Below are 15,623 nucleotides of genomic sequence, written 5' to 3' on the forward strand. Positions count from 1 at the left end.
GGCGTTATGCCGATCCTCACCCAATCGTACCCATATGCCAGGCGTGCCTGTCGCGCACCTGGGTTGTCCCATGGATCATATCTGGCATCTCGCCAAGCAGTCACCCGGGGACCTATAAGGTGCGCATTATCGGCTTTATATTATTTATTATTCAGAGATGAAAATCCTTTCCCGGGATACCAGATCGGGCACGCCTCGCCGTATTCTCCGTGGGCATAGGCCTGCGTGCCCCGAATGATCACCACCTCCGGAAAGATCGCACCAAACCCCTCAAACGGCGACCAGCCGCACTTTGAGTGCAGAGCTGAAGGATCAATACGTACGACTTCGTCCGGGTAGAGGGCAAAGTCCGCCCGGTCGCCCGGCTCAAACCCTGCGCGCGGTATGCCGAGGATCTCGGCAGGCCGCCACGATGTCTTCTCGATCACGGAGGAGAGAGTGATCTCTCCCCGGTGCACCGCCGCCATCAAGAGTGGCACCATCGTCTCGACCCCGGGGATGCCGGAAGGCGCGGTATCGAACGGCAACGCCTTCTCCTGGAGCGTGTGTGGGGCATGATCCGAAGCGACGACGTCGATCATATCCCAGCAAGACCAGAGGTCGCGCCTGGTCCTCTCGTCACGGAGGGGCGGATTCACCCGGGCATGGGTCTCGTCCTCATCAAACATCTCGTGCGAGAGGAAGAGATGGTGGGGTGTCGCCTCGACTGTCCCGCGTGCGGCCCTGACTGAAGCGGCGGTGCTTAAGTGGCAGAAGTGGAGCCGCATTCCAGCAGGAGCGAGAGCCTGGACGGCCTGGACGGCGCGTGCTTCCCCGGCTCCGGAACGGGCACTGTCGTGATCGGCGAGCGTTCTTGGGGCCGTGCCGGAGACCTCCTCGGCATGAACCGTGGCAAGCCCCCCGAGAGCCTGAATGCGGCAGAACAACTCCCGGAGGGTCTCCGGGTCGAGTCCCTCGCCGTAACTTGACGGAGCAGCAAAAGTCTCCCCAAACGCCATCGCACCGGCGCTCCACATCCCGGCAAGGTCGGCGCCAGCGACGACGCCTGCATTCACCGCAAACCCACAGAGAGCTTCGCTCTCCGCCTCACGGATACGGGCCGCAAGAATCTCGGGCGTGGTGATGGGCGGGACGGTGTTTGGCTGGTCGACGACGACCGTCACCCCCCCGGCGACCGCACTCGCCGTGCCGGTCCGCCAGCCCTCCTTCCCGGCCTGGACCCCGCCCCGCATGTGGACGTGCATATCGACCGCTCCGGGAAGGCAGGTATACCCGCTGCAGTCGATCGTCTCGTCGGCATGCACCGGTGCGCCGACGTGCCGGACAACCCCGTCTGAAATGGCAATATCAGCCTCGCGGCCCGATGGGAGCCGCACGTTCCGGAGAACTATATCTGCGTTCACCTGCAGTACGCCTCCAGGTCTTTGCGGGTCACGTAGTGCACTTCTACCATGTAGGCCGGGTGGTAGCGCGTCTTTGATTCTCGAAGTCCGGGCACGCCCATATCGCACTCCCGGTTGACATAGCGATAGCGGTCCCGGAGCCCTGCTGCCGTCTCGGTCATGATGATCTTGTAGATGTCGCGGTAGGTCTCGGGAAGCGCCTTTTCGAAGTGAACGACCGCCATGGACTCGTTGACCGGGCCGACTATCGATATCGCCCCGATGGTACCTCCAATCCTTATGATCCATCCCTCAAGTCCTATGGCAAAGAAGTTGTTGACCGCAAAAAGGATGGCATCCTTCTCGTAAGCGAGGATGGGTTCGGAGTCGCAGTCCCGCCACTCGCACCAGACGACCAGGAACTCCCAGACCTCGTTGATGTTCTCTTCGGTGATCTTTTCTACCGTGTATTCATACTCCCGCTCGAACCGATGAACCTGGCGTCGGATGGTGGCGTAGGGTTTCCCTGCAAGTTCCGCGAGGTCTTCGGTTCGGTAGATATAATCAAAGTAGTCCCGGCTCTCGTGCAGGGGGAGATCCGGATAGAGTTCCCTAAGCCACTCCTCGTTTGCCGGATCGAGGATGAACAGCGGTATCTCACCGCCCTCCCTGAGCGCGAGGTCTATGACGTCCTCGAGCAGTTCCGGATCCCGCGGCCCGATCGGCATCCGAAACCTCGTAACGTTCTCGATGGTGCTGGAGAGGACGATGGCGCCCCCGGTTTCTATGTATCGGTAGTCCGCATAGTGGTTCCAGCAGACCATATTTGCAAACGTGTTGTCGCTGTGCACCTGGGGGAACCGCCGGTAGTGCTCATCGAAGAAGTCGCGATCATCCAGGCTCACGGGTTTGAAGTCGGCAAATCTCAGCATATCTCACCTATTCTTGAGGATACCATCTCATGGGTACGTGATCCTCCATTCTCCGGAACCCGAGCTCGGTATAGAATGCCTCGGTCCCTGGTTCGGCGATAAGGCCGACCCAGGTGACACCTGCAGACTTACAGTAATTGAGCAACGTTGATAAGATCATCGTCCCGATGCCCCGGCCCCGGTAGCCAGGGAGGACGACGAGATCTTGAACGTAGCCGTCCGAGACCCCATCGGAGATCACCCTGCCCATGCCGACCGCCCTCCCTGCGGCAGAATCGATTGCGACGGCAAATGCGAAACTCCCGGCGATGAGATCCCGAAGTCCTGCAGGGTCCCACGCTTCGTTCCACCAGCCGCCTGCACGATAGAGATCGGCGATCGTCTCCACGTCCCAGACATCCACGAGGCGCACCTCGATGTCTGTTTCCTCCATCATTACACATGCCTCTCCATAGGACTGTGCTTATAGCACCGATTGTATATGACTGCAAGGGGTTTTGGGAATTTAAAAAAAGTATGGCACTACTAGCAGACACGTGGGACCGGGTCGCCGATCGGCGGTTCGATAAACCGTTCCCCGCCGATCTCGGTTCGCATGATAACATGGGAGCCTTCGACGACCTCACCGATGATTGCCGCGTCCCGTCCGTAGGGGTGCTTCCGGATAGCCGCAAGGACCGCTTCGGCATCGTCGGGTGCGACCCCCATGACGACCTTGCCTTCGTTTGCCACCTCAAGGGGGTCGATCCCGAGCATCCCGGCGGCACTTCGGACACTCGCCCGGAGGGGGAGGGCTTCCTGCTCGATGATGACCCCCACTCCGCTCTTTCTCGCCATCTCGTTGATGGCGTTCGCAAATCCGCCTCTCGTCGGATCTTTCATGGCATGAATATCGCCGGCGGCGAGCGCCTGCTCGACAAGCGGCCAGAGTGGGGCGACGTCGGAGCGGATCTGATCGCCGAAGTCGAACCCTTCACGGTGTGCCATGATGGCGATTCCGTGGTCGCCGATGGTGCCGCTGACCAGGATCTTGTCGCCGACCCTAAGGCCGTTATCCCGCACCACCCGCTCGGCAACGCCTATGCCGGCGGTGTTGATGACGATGGTATCAAGCGCACTCCGCTCGAGCACCTTGGTATCCCCCGTGACGAGGTTTGCCCCGCACTCTTCAAGAGTGGCGTCCATCGATGCGACGATGCGTTCGAGGTCGGCGACATCGAAGCCTTCGGGGATGACCATGCCGCATGAGAGGGCGATCGGTCGTCCACCCATCATCGCGAGGTCGTTGATGGTTCCACAGACGGCGATACGTCCGATATCCCCTCCAGGGAAAAAGATTGGAGAGACCACATGATTATCGGTCGTAAAGACGATATTTTGACCGTTGAGCGGGATGACCGCACCGTCGTCAAGCGATTCAAGACCTATTCCGCCAGCGTTGTTGTGCTTAAGGTTGGTGATGACGCGCAAAAGCTCGCCCATCACCTCACCTCCCGCACCATGCATGAGGTTGACTTTCATTCTTCGTCCACTTCTATCTCGATATTGGTGACTACAATCTCCATTCCTGCAACGATTTCCGGGAGTTTACCGCACTGAGGGCAGACAAACCGCTCATCTCCTTCATAGCCGCAGGAGCAGCGTGTGCGCGCTTCAACCTCTCGGCACGAGAGTCGTGCGTTCGCAAAGAGCGGGTCGTCCTCGATGATGACGTTAAAGAGGAACTCAACCTGTTCGGGGTTTACCATCGCCATCTTGCCGACATCCACCGAGACGCACTTCACCTCTTTTGCCTTATTCTCGATCGCAGCCCGGCGGGCCGTCGCGTAGATGTCGTAGGCGATGCTGTACTCGTGCATCACTCCTCCATCGCAGCATAAACCTGCTTGAAGAGCTCACGGGTCTCAAGCCCTTCCTCTCTGCTGAGCCGCTGGATGGCAAATCCGACGTGGACGAGCACGAACTCCCCCACCTTTACATCAACGAGGTCGAGCCGGACCTCCTGCTGCAGGTCGCCGAAGTCGACGACGCCGATGTTCCCCTCCTTTATCTCCAGGACCTCAGCGGGCATTGCAATACACATGACCTTTCTCCCTCATCTGATCTTTCGCCTGAACATCAAAAAAGGTTGACCATACTGCAGGGAGGAATCCGGGAGCAGCTGCATCGACCGGCGCGGCTCGCCATTCCTCCGTATTCAGTATGTATAGGTCGATTTAGGCGGGTGAAATAGATGTCTGCCTCAGATTTCAGGGTTTGTGGGGTTTGAGGCAGGGCCGACCTTGTTTTGCTCCTTCTAATGTTTCTATCCGGTGTATCTATGTCGGATGTGGTTGCCAGGTTGATCTTCCCGGGCAAAACGCGCTGAATAGATTGGGGTGCGGTCTGTGGTTGGTGGAGTTGAAATCCTCATCAGAGTACTACAAGGCTGCGCGGTCCGGGTTTCACGCGTCACTGATCTTTTGTAAACGAAAAATTCAGATTACCTCTCCCTTCCGGAACACCGCCTCGATCTCCGCCCGGGGGAGATCCCTGCCTCTGATCCGCATCGTCCAGCGGTGCGTCCGGACCGAGACCGGGGTGAGCGATGCGAAGAGTTCCGCCGCCTCGGTCTCGGTGAAGTAATGGGTGATGATGCCGTCACCCCGCTGGAAAGTCTGCGGCTCTACCTCCACACCCTTCCCGGCGCGCATGTCCTCAACGGAGAACTCCCGAAAGAACGCCGTGCCACCGGGCCTGAGCACCCGGCAGACCTCGGATGCAATGGCTCTCCGACCCGATTCGGTCAGGTGGCCGACGATATGAACCAGGAAGACCGCATCAAATGACTCCCGGGAGAACGGCAGACACTCTGCGTCTGCAAGCACGAAATTGACTCCCGCGGTGCCGGGATGCCGTTTGGCTAGATTGATGGCATGGGGGGAGATGTCGACCGCAGTCACGTTCGGGGAGCGCCGGGTAAGGGCTGCAAGGGTCTTGCCGTTCCCGCATCCAAGTTCCAGGACGGCAGTATCGGCAGGGATGTCCGGGAGCGGCCCCGGTGCACCGCCCCAGAGAGCCCGGCGCTTTCGGTAGTCCTCGTCCCAAGCCGATGAATGAGTAGACACCTCTCAGAGATCGGCGCTGCTCCGGGATAATGGTTGGTACGGGCGTGATAAGGTCTTTGGAACGCCCAAAATCCGGGGCGTTGGATTTCGAAGAAGTTTTCTCCCTGGAAAGTGAAGATCCAAGTTACTGTGGACTTCCCGGACGCCGTTTCGATGATACTGGCCCTCCTGTTCTTCACCGCCTTCCTGCTCATTCCCTCCCCGGTGGTATCAGATGCCACCGGTTTGGGTACATCCGATCCCGGGCAAACGCAGCAGGCACCCTCCCGGGACCTCTCCTCCATCTTCACCGGAGTTGAGGAGCGGTTCCGGGACGGCCACTTCCTGAACCCCACACCCGTTTCAGTGCCGGGGGCAGCCGGATCGACCGTCACCCCGGACGGGAATGAGACCGCTCTGCGGACCGAGAAGATCACGCCGCCCGTCCCGAAATACGATGACGATGAGCTTATGCAGCTGGTCGAAGAGAGCAGCGCATCACTGCTGCTCTCCCTGCAGAACTCCTACGCCCTCTACGTCTGGGATGAGAGTCTGGTAAAAGAGAGCGCTGCAGAACTCCGGACATTCGCAACGAGCCTTCTTGAAGAGGTGGAGGCATTAGATGTCTCTGGCAAATGCGATGTTCTGAAAACTTCATTCATCCGTGCTCTCGAGTCATATCGAACGGCAGGCACGGTACTCCGGGGAAACACTCCCCTCAACAGCACAATGGTGGATATTGCCCTCGACGCGAACAGAATGGGATCACATCACCTTCGTGAGGCTTTTGAATACCTGCAATGCCCTGTGCAAAGGGTCCCGGAAGAGATCGTGGCTATCGATCTCTCTTCGTCCCTGCTGTATGCCAAACCCGGAATCAGGGATGAACTGGAGCTCATGCAACGGTACGTCTATATGGATCGTAGCCGCGCAAACGAGATCTCCCTGATGCTGGAGTCTGTAAAGAGAATCGACACCATTTATTACCTCGATGGGAGTGGCAATAAGATTGAGGCAGAACCCGGAAGAATGTTCCTGCTCGTTAAGGTGAGGGTCACAAACCTGGGTCATATAGGGGAGGGTAGAATGTACAGGATACAAACCCCGGATCTTCGCGATTTTGCTCTCCAGTATCGCGGGACAACGTACTCTCCGATGAAACTACCAACGAGGACGTCGCTTGGCGAGTCATATGCAACGGTGACGCTGGACCGGTATAAGGTTAAAACTGGATACATTGTTTTCGATGTTCCAGAGGCGCTCACGCTTGATGAATGCTCAATCCAGGTGAAACTCCCCGACGCATCACCTGTCTGGGCACTCGGGAAGACCCCATAACCTTTTCCTACGTCGATTCCTTCCGCCGGCTAGGGAATGGCGCCTCCGGCGTTTAGGATTTTCATCGCAACAAATAACCATTTAACAGGAGATATTTTAGCCAATGACGATGAGAGGCTCTCAAAGACCGTTACTGCCTGTAGCCAGTCTTGCCGGGGTGATCCTCTTCATCGTTCTCATCTTTCCCGGAGCATACACGTTCTCCTTCCTCGATCTGTCGGTGGAGGGAGGTAACGATCCCGGGAACACGTTGGTTGTCAGGTCAGGGCCGGACAGCAATACGACCTGTCCCTCCGAACTCACGGATGACGAGAAGCTGGAGTCGTTGATCGCCAGAGCCAGTATACCCCTCCTGGAGGTCTCTGTAGAGTCAATCTATTCTATGTATAGATCTGACGACATGGCAGTCAGGAATCTGGCAACCGAAATATCTTCGCTTGTGGACAGTTATCGTGCCGAGGCTGCGACCCTCGATGCTTCCCCCGCTATGGCTCCCTCATACGAGCATTTTACCGCTGCACTCGACGAGTTTTCTAGAGCCGGCATCCTGCTTAATGGGAATAGACCCCTGAGCCAGAGCATGGCGGACGATGCACTGCGTCACCTTGGCCTCGGGATCGAACGCCTGTCACAAGCCATGCAGGACTGCAATCGCTCTCATATCGAACATTCAAAGGCCCCTGTCGATATGATGAGTCTCGCCGCAGAGCCTGCTTCTTTGTTCTCCGACGCTCTTTCGATCGGTGAACGGTACCGTTACGACGATCAGCGAGGTGAAAACGCCATCTCGCTGATCGTCGGTCCGATAACGTGGTCGAAGGCTTTTCAGACCACCGGCACCAAACCGGTCCAGTATGTTGCTGGGAGCGGGAAAGCATACCTCCTGGTCGCTGTTGAGGTGACGCACCTTGGCCATAAGGGGAACGGTGCGAACACACGTATTCAGACGCCAGGGGAGAGTGCATTCGTCCTCCACTATGCCGGTGAGACATATCACCCATTGAAAGCGCCCGGATCGACCACCCGAGGAGGGTCATACTCCAGAGTCATGCTCGATAGGCACGAGTCTGTGGGAGGATACCTCTTCTTCGAGGTGCCGGATGGCCTTGACCCGGCCCGCGCGTATCTCCAGGTCAATATTGGCGGAGAGAGCGTCGTCTGGAATCTGGGCAGGGTATCATTACCTTGATTCCATCATGGCAGGCCCGTTCCTTTTCCCCCTTGCAGGTCCTTCTGCGGTATGAACCTGAGTGCCGCTGAATTCATGCAGTAGCGCTGGTACGTCGGCGGTGGCCCGTCGTCAAAGACATGGCCCAGGTGGGCGTCGCACCGTCTGCAGAGCACCTCGGTTCTGCTCATGAAGAACCGGGTATCAAGGTCCGTCTTGATATTCAGGTCCGAGACAGGCTTCCAGAAGCTTGGCCAGCCGGTCCCCGATTCAAACTTCGTCTCCGAGGAGAAGAGGTGATTGCCGCAACAGACGCAGACGTACAGACCCTTCTCCTTGCAGTCCCAGTACCTCCCGGTGAAGGCGGTCTCTGTTCCTCCTTTCCGCGCAACAGAGAACTCTTCCGGCGTCAACTGGCGTCGCCACTCCTCGTCGGACTTGACGACCCTCTCGACCTCCTCCACCTCTTTCGTTATAGCGTTGCAGACCTTCACGGTCCCGACGGTTTCTGCAACATCTCCGTTCATCACGAACTCCTCCGTTCCCGGCCACCTTATCCGGAGAGCATGTATATCTATCCCTCGGTCCGCCCGGGAGGGGGGCAGGTACTACTCAACCGCATGTCCGGATCCCGTTTCCTGACCCAAATACGCTTCCGAATTTGTTATATAGGCTCCGGTCGATGAACCATCATGCAGGATGCGTCTTTCACGAGAAAGATCTGCAAGAGTCTCCTGCTTCTTGCCTGCCTCATAGGCGCTGTTGCCGTATCAGGCTGCACAGAGACGCCTGGAGAACTGGTGACGCCGACATTGGAATCTACGCCGGCTTCCCATGCCACCTACTCGCCCTCCGGACCGCAACCGTCATTCACAGCCTCCGTCACGGCACCCGAGAGGCATTACCGCACCGACACGTCCTGCTACTGGGTCGCGACGGGGACGGTGACCAACACCGGTGATGCGGCCGCAAGAAACGTCGTCATCCGGTTCATGCTCATCGACGACGAGAACGAGATGATCCGGTCGACCGAGACCATCTTCGTCCCCCGGTTCCAGGCGGGCGAAACGAAGATATTCACAACCAATCCACTCTCCGGCGACTGTGATCGGCAGTATCGCGCCGAGATCGTGGTCACACACGACATCCCCTAGGCTACGGGCAACGGGGATTAATATCGGCAGTAGAACATTATGACCGAGGAAGAGACATGAAGATTCTAGCCATTAATGGAAGTCCGCGAGGTCCGCGGAGTCAGACGCTCCGGCTTGTCCGTGCAGTCCTCGACGGGGCGGAGAGTGCCGGGGCCGATGTTGAACTCGTGGATGTCTGCAAACTCCAGATCGAGTACTGCAATGGGTGCCTGGTCTGTTGCGAGAGGGGAGAGTGCGTCAAGGAAGACGATTTCATCGAGTTGTACCAGAAGATGCTTGAGAGCGATGGGATTGTGCTCGGGTCGCCCAACTACATCGACTCCGTCACGGCTCAGATAAAGACGCTGCTCGATCGGATGGCAGACGCCATTCACTGCCAGATGTTCATCGGTAAGTACGGGTGTGCCGTCGCCACGGCGGGCGGATCGAAAGCGGATGAGATTGTGACCTACCTCAACGGGGTCCTCCAGACGCTGGGTGCTAATACCGTCGGCGGCGTTGCGGTGGTCCTCGGGGGAGACCCGGAGGCGGCCATGGCGCCAGCGGAGGAGGAAGCCCGCAAACTTGGCGCGAAACTCGTACATGCCATCGCGAATAAGGAGACCTATCCAGAGCAGGAGAGACTCCACGCCGAGATGATCGAACGGATGCGGGCTCTTATTATGGCAAACAAGGACCGCTGGCATCACGAGTACAACTACTGGAAGGCAGCAGGGCGGATACCCTAGGGTATCCGCCGTTCACCGACGAATCTTTTCTAGGATCCGTTGCAGTCCCTCGCGCACCTCGGGGCGCGCCTCTTCGATCGCACGGGTAATCGCCGGGATCGCCGTATCGCCCATCTCGACCAGCCCCCGCTCGGCCCGCATCCTAACCACGAGGGCGTCATCTGCAAGTGCCTGGATGAGGGGAGAGACCGCTCCCTCTCCCCCAATCCGGGATATGGTCTTGACGACGTTCATCCGTATCTCGATAGATGGGTTGGAGAGGGCTTCAACCAGTATCGGGAGCGCATCAGGGCCGATCTGCCCCACCTCTGCCCACCGATCCCGGGCCATAAGGAAGAGTGTCTTTTCTACGTTGGTCTTCGGTTCCCAGCCCACCGATTCCAGTGCTTCCGCAACCCCTGCCCGAAGCACCTCGTCCGTTGAGCGGAGCGCCCCCACCAGGTGATCCCGCACAGTTCCATCGGGGTCGTTCAGGGCCTCGAGCGCAGCGTACCGGACCCGGTCGTCCACATCACACAACGCCAGGATTAACGGTTCAATGGCCCGCTTGTCCCCGATATAGCCAAGCGACCTGGCGGCGGCAATCTGTACCACCTCGTCGCTATCCCGCAACGCCCGGGCCAGCGGTTCTATCGCCTCCTCGCTCCCTATATAGCCCAGCGCCTCCGCCACAGCTGCCCGGACCATGCTGTCCGGTTCTCGCTGCAGTGATCTGCTCAGAACTCCAATAGCCCGTTTATCCCCGATATTACCCAGGTTACGGGCAGCAACGATCCGGATGAACCGGTCCGGATCATTCATGGCGGCCATGAGCGGTTCGACCGCGGCCTCCCGCATCTCGCCGAGCACCCCGGCGGCAGCAGCCTGGATCTCAGGGTCGCCATCTTTGAGGGCCATAATCAGCCCTTCAACCGCCGGACGCCCCATCTCGATGAGCCGGGTGGCGGCAGAAACCTGCACCTCCACTGAACCATCTTTGAGTGCAACGATGAGTGTATGGACGTCCTGCCGGACCTCATTATCGGGGGTTTTACGCCATACGTCCGTCCCCCGTCGCCTCGTGAGCGCGGCAGCCGCTTTATCAGCGACGTCTCGATCTCTGTCGCGCAGGGCATACTCCAGTGCCTCGTCAGCCTCGGCGGTGCCGATCAGCGCGAGCGCATCAATCGCTGCAAGGCGCCCTTCTTTCTCACCCGTCCTCAGAATTGCGGAGAGCGGTTCAACTGCAGGTTGCCCAAATCCTGCCAGGGTCCGGGCGGCAATCACACCAACCTCGTGGGCAGGATCCTCCAGATGTCTGACGAGGAGGGGTATCGATCTTGGATCCCCAACAATCCCGAGGGCTTTTACCGCCGTCACCCGGACTTTTGGTGCGGGATTCTCCAGTGCCGCATCCAGTGGGCCAAGCGCAGCATGACCGAACGCCGCAACTGCTGCGGCTGCAGCAGACCGAACTTCAGGATACCCATCGTGGAAGAGGCCTATCAGTGGAAGAATTGTACGTGCGTCCCCGGCCTGCCCGAGCGCGCCGGCGGCGGCGATGCGAACGTCCCGATCGGCGTCGTTTAAGATCAACAGCAGGGCATCGACGCTGCTATCGCCACCGATCTCACCGAGGCCCTCAGCTGCGGCGATCCGCACTCCGGGGTGCGGATCGGAGAGAGCCTGGATGAGGAACCCGACCGCCGGCTCCCCGATGCTCCGTAGCGCCGCAATCGCTGCAGCCCGGATCTCTTCATTGTCGCTTTGCAAGGCGCGGAGATACCGTTCAAGCGATGCCTCCTCCACGACCGGTGCCCGGGGTTCCGGCGATTCTGCACAAGGAGTGAGGTCCGGCGGAATTTCATCTTTCGGTTTTTCTGGAGCGGGGGTCTCCTTTTCCGTATACTCTTTCTCATTGCCCGCCTGTTTGTCGTTGCCGGCCGGGATAATCTGGTCCAGTGGAGCCGGCTTTCGCCGGTCAAGCTGTCTCTTCACACTGGTCCATGCCTCATCACCCTTCTGGCTCTCTTTCAGGAGGCTCTCGATATCCTCACCATCGGGGGGTTGCTGGGGGACAGGTTTCGGCACGGTCCCTCCCTTGTTGAGGATGGGCTGCATCGGTTCGTTCTGTTCCGGTGATGGGGATTTTCGGCGGAGAGGCCGGGTGGGGGCCTGAACTGCCTTTCCGAAGTGGTCCTCAATCCGCTTCCGGGCGGCAAGCCCTTCTTTGAGTTCCCGGTCGTAATCGGAAGACTTCTCCTGTGCCGGTCTCGCCCGTGCATTCTCTTCCCGACGCGACTGAATATACTCCAGTGCAATCTCTGCCTGTTCCCGGACCCTGGGATTTCCTGAACGCACTGCCGCGTTCAGGGCATCGAGTGCAGGCTGACCCAGTTGCCGCAGCGCCTCGCTAGCACCGGTGCGGACGCCGGAATACTCGACCTGCAGAGCACTAATGAGCGGCGCAATTGCCGGTCTCCCCATCCGGACAAGTTCGTTCCACTGCTCTCTGGCAATCAGATAATTAGCTCTCTCCAGATCGTTCTGCGGAATCCAGTCCAACCGCTCAAGTCCCCATGCAGCTTCCATCCGCACCGGGTGACTGGGGTCGCTGAGGGCCTCAACCAGGTGTGGTTTCGCCCGGTCATCACCAATCTCACCGAGCGCCTCTATGACCCGTGTACGGACATCCGCCTCCGGATCGTCTGCCGCCCTGACAAGTGCCGGAATAGCCCGGGGGTCACGAATCTTTCCCAGCGTCCGCGCCGACTCGCTCCGTATCCGGGGATCCTTACTGTTGAGGCCCTTAATGAGAACCGGAACCGCTGCCCCCTGGAGTTTTGCGAGTTCCGTCCAGTCTTCCAGGAGGTAGTAATACTGCACCTTCTCCTGGGGGTCATTAGGCACCCAACCGAGTGCGGCGAGCGAACTTGCGGCCTCTTTCCGGACGGAATGGTTACGATCCTGAAGCCTCCGGACAAGGTGCGGAATGGCCTTTTTGCCTGTCCCCCGGAGGGCAATCACGGCAGCAGTCCGGGTTGTCGATTCTTCGCTATGCAGTGATGAGAGCAGAGCGCTAAAGTACTCGCCGTCCGTCGCTGCGATTGCGCGGACAAAGGATGCCTGTAAGGCAGGACTTGCCCGGACAATCAGTGCGAGGATCAGTGGAATTGAGGATGTGCCGATCGAGACAAGAGCCTCTGCCATCCGAACCCGTGATACGGGGGCGGCATTCTCCAGTGCTCCAAGCAGATTGGGGATAATTGAGGGGCCGAGTGCAGAGAGGGTTCTCGCCGCATCGGCGCGGCTACCAGGATCGTCATCATCCAGGGCCAGAATTAGCCCAGAATAATCCTTCTCCTGCCGAATCTTCTTGATGCCTACTCGGAACCTGTCAAAAAATGCCATGTCTCTCTCGTATCCGCAAATGGTGTTTAGAGTATTCAGTTTGTATGGATCTCTTTGAATTCAAATTATATCTACCATCCAACCCCAATAAAATTTCCATTTCATGTCTATCGACGCATTGTTGCGGCGAACGATTTTGCTCCCCTGACTGAGACTCATCCATGGCCTGATCCGAATCTTTATCCCGATGAGACTGGTATACGGGGCCTCTATGGTTAGGCTGGATATCACGAGACTGCCGGGAATTGTGCAGGAACTTGCGCCAGAGATGGAAGAACTGGTTTTGCGAATCTACTCCTGGTACGTCGAACCCGGGTACCTCGTTCTCCCTGACGCGATGCAGGATTGGGTGCGCGAGAAGTATGGCGATATTGAGATGCAACAGATTGTTCGGGTGACCAACAACCAGACAGATGAGAGCACGCTGTTTAATTCTATTCGAGCGCGTCGTCCTGTACTGACTCCAAAGACCGAGGAGACGCGCGATCTGCAGGATCTTGCAGATGGAGGGCCGTTTTCAAACCCGCTTGAGGGGACGCCGGCCGATACGTTCGGCCGAATCGAAGGCGATCACTGGATTACGGCAAGCAACATCGCAAAGTACGACTATCTTCACGCTATCATCATCGCGAAGGAAAGCGACCTCTACATCACCACAGAGGCGCAGGTAACTGACATGATCAATGTGGCCATCCGGTGGTGCCAGGAGGCGCACCGCACAAATCCTAAAGCTATCCATCCCTTTCTCATCTGGAACTTCCTCTGGCGTGCGGGGGCAAGTATCGTACATAACCATGCCCAGATCCTGCTCACTCACCGCCCGTATACCACTCCGGCGCGGATCGAGAAGACCCGGGAGCAGTACCGGTGCCGCTACGGGAGCGAGTATTACGACGACCTCTTTGCGGCACATACAGCGATCGGGCTCGGGCTTGTCTACAAAAACGCCCGGGTTATGGCACACCTCACCCCGAGGAAGGAGCATGAGGTCATGATCATCGCCAAGTTGCCGCACGACCTTGCCCCCGCGCTCGCAAAGGTGCTTGAGAGTTACCGAAACATGGGGGTGCAGAGTTACAACGCGGCGGTGTATATGCCCCCGCTTGAAGAGCAGGGGTATCACGTTGCTTGGGTGGTCGATAGGGGCGATCTCCAATCCCGGACATCGGATATTGGTGGTATGGAACTCTATGCAGGAACTCCCGTCGTCGCGTCGGATCCATTCCGGTTGATGGAGCACCTTGCAGCCGTCATGCAACCGTGAGCGGACGGTCAGCAGAGGAGAGTCTCGTGGTCTGCGAGCTTGCGATACGCGCCCTCCATCTGCGCTGCAACGCGGCTCCACCTGAAATCTTTCTTAACCCTGTTGAGCCCTTCGCGGCCCAGGGAGAGCAACTTCGTGGGGGAACCCACCACCTGAGCGAGGCCATTTGCGATTGAGTCGGGGCTCGGCCGCACCTTGACGCCATCAGTTCCATGATTGATGTTCTCGGAGAGCCCGCCGACGTCGGAAGCGACCACGCATCGGCCGGCACTCCACGCTTCGAGAAGCACAAGTCCAAACGGCTCGTTCCTGCTCGGGATAGCAACGATATCGCTGGCGTTGAGGAGCGGTACGTAGTCCGCATCATCGAGCCGGCCCAGGAATCGGATGGGAAGCTCCCGGGCCTGCGCCTCGAGACCCGGACGCATCTGCCCCTCTCCGACAAAGGCAAACTGGCCATCGGGATGCTCCCGGAGGAGATCGGGAACTGCGTCCACCAGCATATCTGGCCCTTTTTGCCACGCAAGCCGTCCGACAAAGAGTATGAGCGGAGCGTCCGGGTCAAACCCGTGGCGCTGCTTCACTGCCCTGGGATCGACGTCCGCCTGGTATCGACCGGGCACGATGCCGTTTGGGACGACGTCGATCTTCCAGTCGGGAATCTGATAGAGGCTCATAGCCTCCCGGCGGAGAGTAGAAGATACTGCCGTTATGCGTTTGGCAAACGATGCCCCACAATGTTCAATCCTCGTTATCTCTACAAAGGGCCAGCTGTTACTGAAACGGTTCCCATTTCTGCCAAACTCTGTTGAGTGATAGGTGAAGATGGTCTCCCGCTCCCGGAGCCGGCGGAGCACGTCGACCACGTGCCAGTCATGGAAATGCAGGACGTCAAATGAAGGCGTATCAAATTCTCTAAACCGGTCGAACATCCCTCTGCTCATATCGGAGCAGTACTGGATGATATTCTCTCCTTCTGGCCGGCAGTAGTGGTACTGGACTCCGTTAATCTCATCGTCTCTTTTCCAGCCCCGGGTAAAAAAATGCACCTCATGGTGTTGTGCCAGCGTCTCGGCAAGGTTTGTTGCCGCATTTGCCAGCCCGCCGACTCGCTCTGCATACAGTGACTCCCAGCAGAAAAATGCAATCTTAAGGTGTTCCATACCATTCCTCTCTATTAA

General features: G+C 58.4%; 15 protein-coding genes. 5 read left to right on the forward strand and 10 right to left on the reverse strand.

Annotated elements, in window-relative coordinates:
- Positions 1-140 precede the first annotated feature (140 nt).
- The 7 genes from pyrC to MCUTH_RS01335 form a co-directional block, all read right to left on the reverse strand.
- Positions 141-1,403: a dihydroorotase gene (gene pyrC / locus MCUTH_RS01305; protein WP_066954344.1), complete on the reverse strand. Its 1,263-nt coding sequence runs from the start codon at positions 1,401-1,403 to the stop codon at positions 141-143.
- Positions 1,400-2,314: a DUF2156 domain-containing protein gene (locus tag MCUTH_RS01310; RefSeq protein ID WP_066954347.1), complete on the reverse strand. Its 915-nt coding sequence runs from the start codon at positions 2,312-2,314 to the stop codon at positions 1,400-1,402. Before MCUTH_RS01310 ends, pyrC begins: the two co-directional genes overlap by 4 nt.
- Before the next feature lie 7 nt (positions 2,315-2,321).
- Positions 2,322-2,750 carry a GNAT family N-acetyltransferase gene (locus MCUTH_RS01315; RefSeq protein WP_066954350.1) on the reverse strand — a complete coding sequence of 143 codons (429 nt, stop codon included), beginning with the start codon at positions 2,748-2,750 and terminating at the stop codon, positions 2,322-2,324.
- An 89-nt stretch (positions 2,751-2,839) separates the two neighbouring features.
- The gene (hypE, locus tag MCUTH_RS01320; protein WP_066954353.1) at positions 2,840-3,835 is read right to left on the reverse strand and encodes a hydrogenase expression/formation protein HypE; all 996 of its coding nucleotides are present in this window, start codon (positions 3,833-3,835) and stop codon (positions 2,840-2,842) included.
- The gene (locus tag MCUTH_RS01325) at positions 3,832-4,173 is read right to left on the reverse strand and encodes a hydrogenase maturation nickel metallochaperone HypA/HybF (RefSeq protein WP_066954356.1); all 342 of its coding nucleotides are present in this window, start codon (positions 4,171-4,173) and stop codon (positions 3,832-3,834) included. Before MCUTH_RS01325 ends, hypE begins: the two co-directional genes overlap by 4 nt.
- Positions 4,173-4,397, reverse strand: coding sequence for a HypC/HybG/HupF family hydrogenase formation chaperone (locus tag MCUTH_RS01330; RefSeq protein ID WP_066954360.1), 225 nt, complete (start codon positions 4,395-4,397; stop codon positions 4,173-4,175). The genes MCUTH_RS01325 and MCUTH_RS01330 overlap by 1 nt, the downstream gene beginning before the upstream one ends.
- 394 nt (positions 4,398-4,791) lie before the next feature.
- Positions 4,792-5,421: a class I SAM-dependent methyltransferase gene (locus MCUTH_RS01335; RefSeq protein WP_066954364.1), complete on the reverse strand. Its 630-nt coding sequence runs from the start codon at positions 5,419-5,421 to the stop codon at positions 4,792-4,794.
- Positions 5,422-5,532: 111 nt separating this feature from the next.
- On the opposite strand from MCUTH_RS01335, the gene MCUTH_RS01340 reads away from it, so the two are divergent.
- Together MCUTH_RS01340 and MCUTH_RS01345 are read left to right on the forward strand one after the other, a co-directional pair.
- Positions 5,533-6,738, forward strand: a complete 1,206-nt coding sequence (locus tag MCUTH_RS01340) for a hypothetical protein (RefSeq protein WP_066954367.1) — start codon at positions 5,533-5,535, stop codon at positions 6,736-6,738.
- Between the two features lie 103 nt (positions 6,739-6,841).
- On the forward strand, positions 6,842-7,927 hold the full coding sequence (locus MCUTH_RS01345) for a hypothetical protein (RefSeq protein WP_066954371.1): 1,086 nt from the start codon (positions 6,842-6,844) through the stop codon (positions 7,925-7,927).
- 5 nt (positions 7,928-7,932) lie between these two features.
- On the opposite strand, the gene msrB is transcribed toward MCUTH_RS01345, so the two are convergent.
- Positions 7,933-8,433 (reverse strand): peptide-methionine (R)-S-oxide reductase MsrB, encoded by a 501-nt coding sequence (gene msrB / locus MCUTH_RS01350; RefSeq protein ID WP_066954373.1) that lies wholly within the window; start codon positions 8,431-8,433, stop codon positions 7,933-7,935.
- A gap of 165 nt (positions 8,434-8,598) precedes the next feature.
- Between msrB and MCUTH_RS01355 the strand changes: the two genes are divergently transcribed.
- Both MCUTH_RS01355 and MCUTH_RS01360 read left to right on the forward strand, forming a co-directional pair.
- Positions 8,599-9,060 (forward strand): FxLYD domain-containing protein, encoded by a 462-nt coding sequence (locus tag MCUTH_RS01355; RefSeq protein WP_066954376.1) that lies wholly within the window; start codon positions 8,599-8,601, stop codon positions 9,058-9,060.
- 56 nt (positions 9,061-9,116) lie between these two features.
- Positions 9,117-9,788, forward strand: a complete 672-nt coding sequence (locus MCUTH_RS01360; protein WP_066954378.1) for a flavodoxin family protein — start codon at positions 9,117-9,119, stop codon at positions 9,786-9,788.
- Positions 9,789-9,800: 12 nt separating this feature from the next.
- Here the strand turns inward: MCUTH_RS01360 and MCUTH_RS01365 are convergent, their stop codons facing one another.
- The gene (locus tag MCUTH_RS01365) at positions 9,801-13,178 is read right to left on the reverse strand and encodes a HEAT repeat domain-containing protein (RefSeq protein ID WP_066954380.1); all 3,378 of its coding nucleotides are present in this window, start codon (positions 13,176-13,178) and stop codon (positions 9,801-9,803) included.
- Between the two features lie 211 nt (positions 13,179-13,389).
- Here MCUTH_RS01365 and MCUTH_RS01370 point away from each other — a divergent pair, with 211 nt between their 5' ends.
- Positions 13,390-14,442: a hypothetical protein gene (locus MCUTH_RS01370; RefSeq protein ID WP_066954383.1), complete on the forward strand. Its 1,053-nt coding sequence runs from the start codon at positions 13,390-13,392 to the stop codon at positions 14,440-14,442.
- 8 nt (positions 14,443-14,450) lie between these two features.
- Here the strand turns inward: MCUTH_RS01370 and MCUTH_RS01375 are convergent, their stop codons facing one another.
- Entirely contained in the window at positions 14,451-15,605 is a 1,155-nt protein-coding gene (locus MCUTH_RS01375) for a glycosyltransferase family 4 protein (RefSeq protein WP_066954386.1), read from the reverse strand.
- Positions 15,606-15,623: the final 18 nt, after the last annotated feature.

It is taken from the genome of Methanoculleus thermophilus, from assembly GCF_001571405.1.
GTDB classification, from domain to species: domain Archaea; phylum Halobacteriota; class Methanomicrobia; order Methanomicrobiales; family Methanoculleaceae; genus Methanoculleus; species Methanoculleus thermophilus.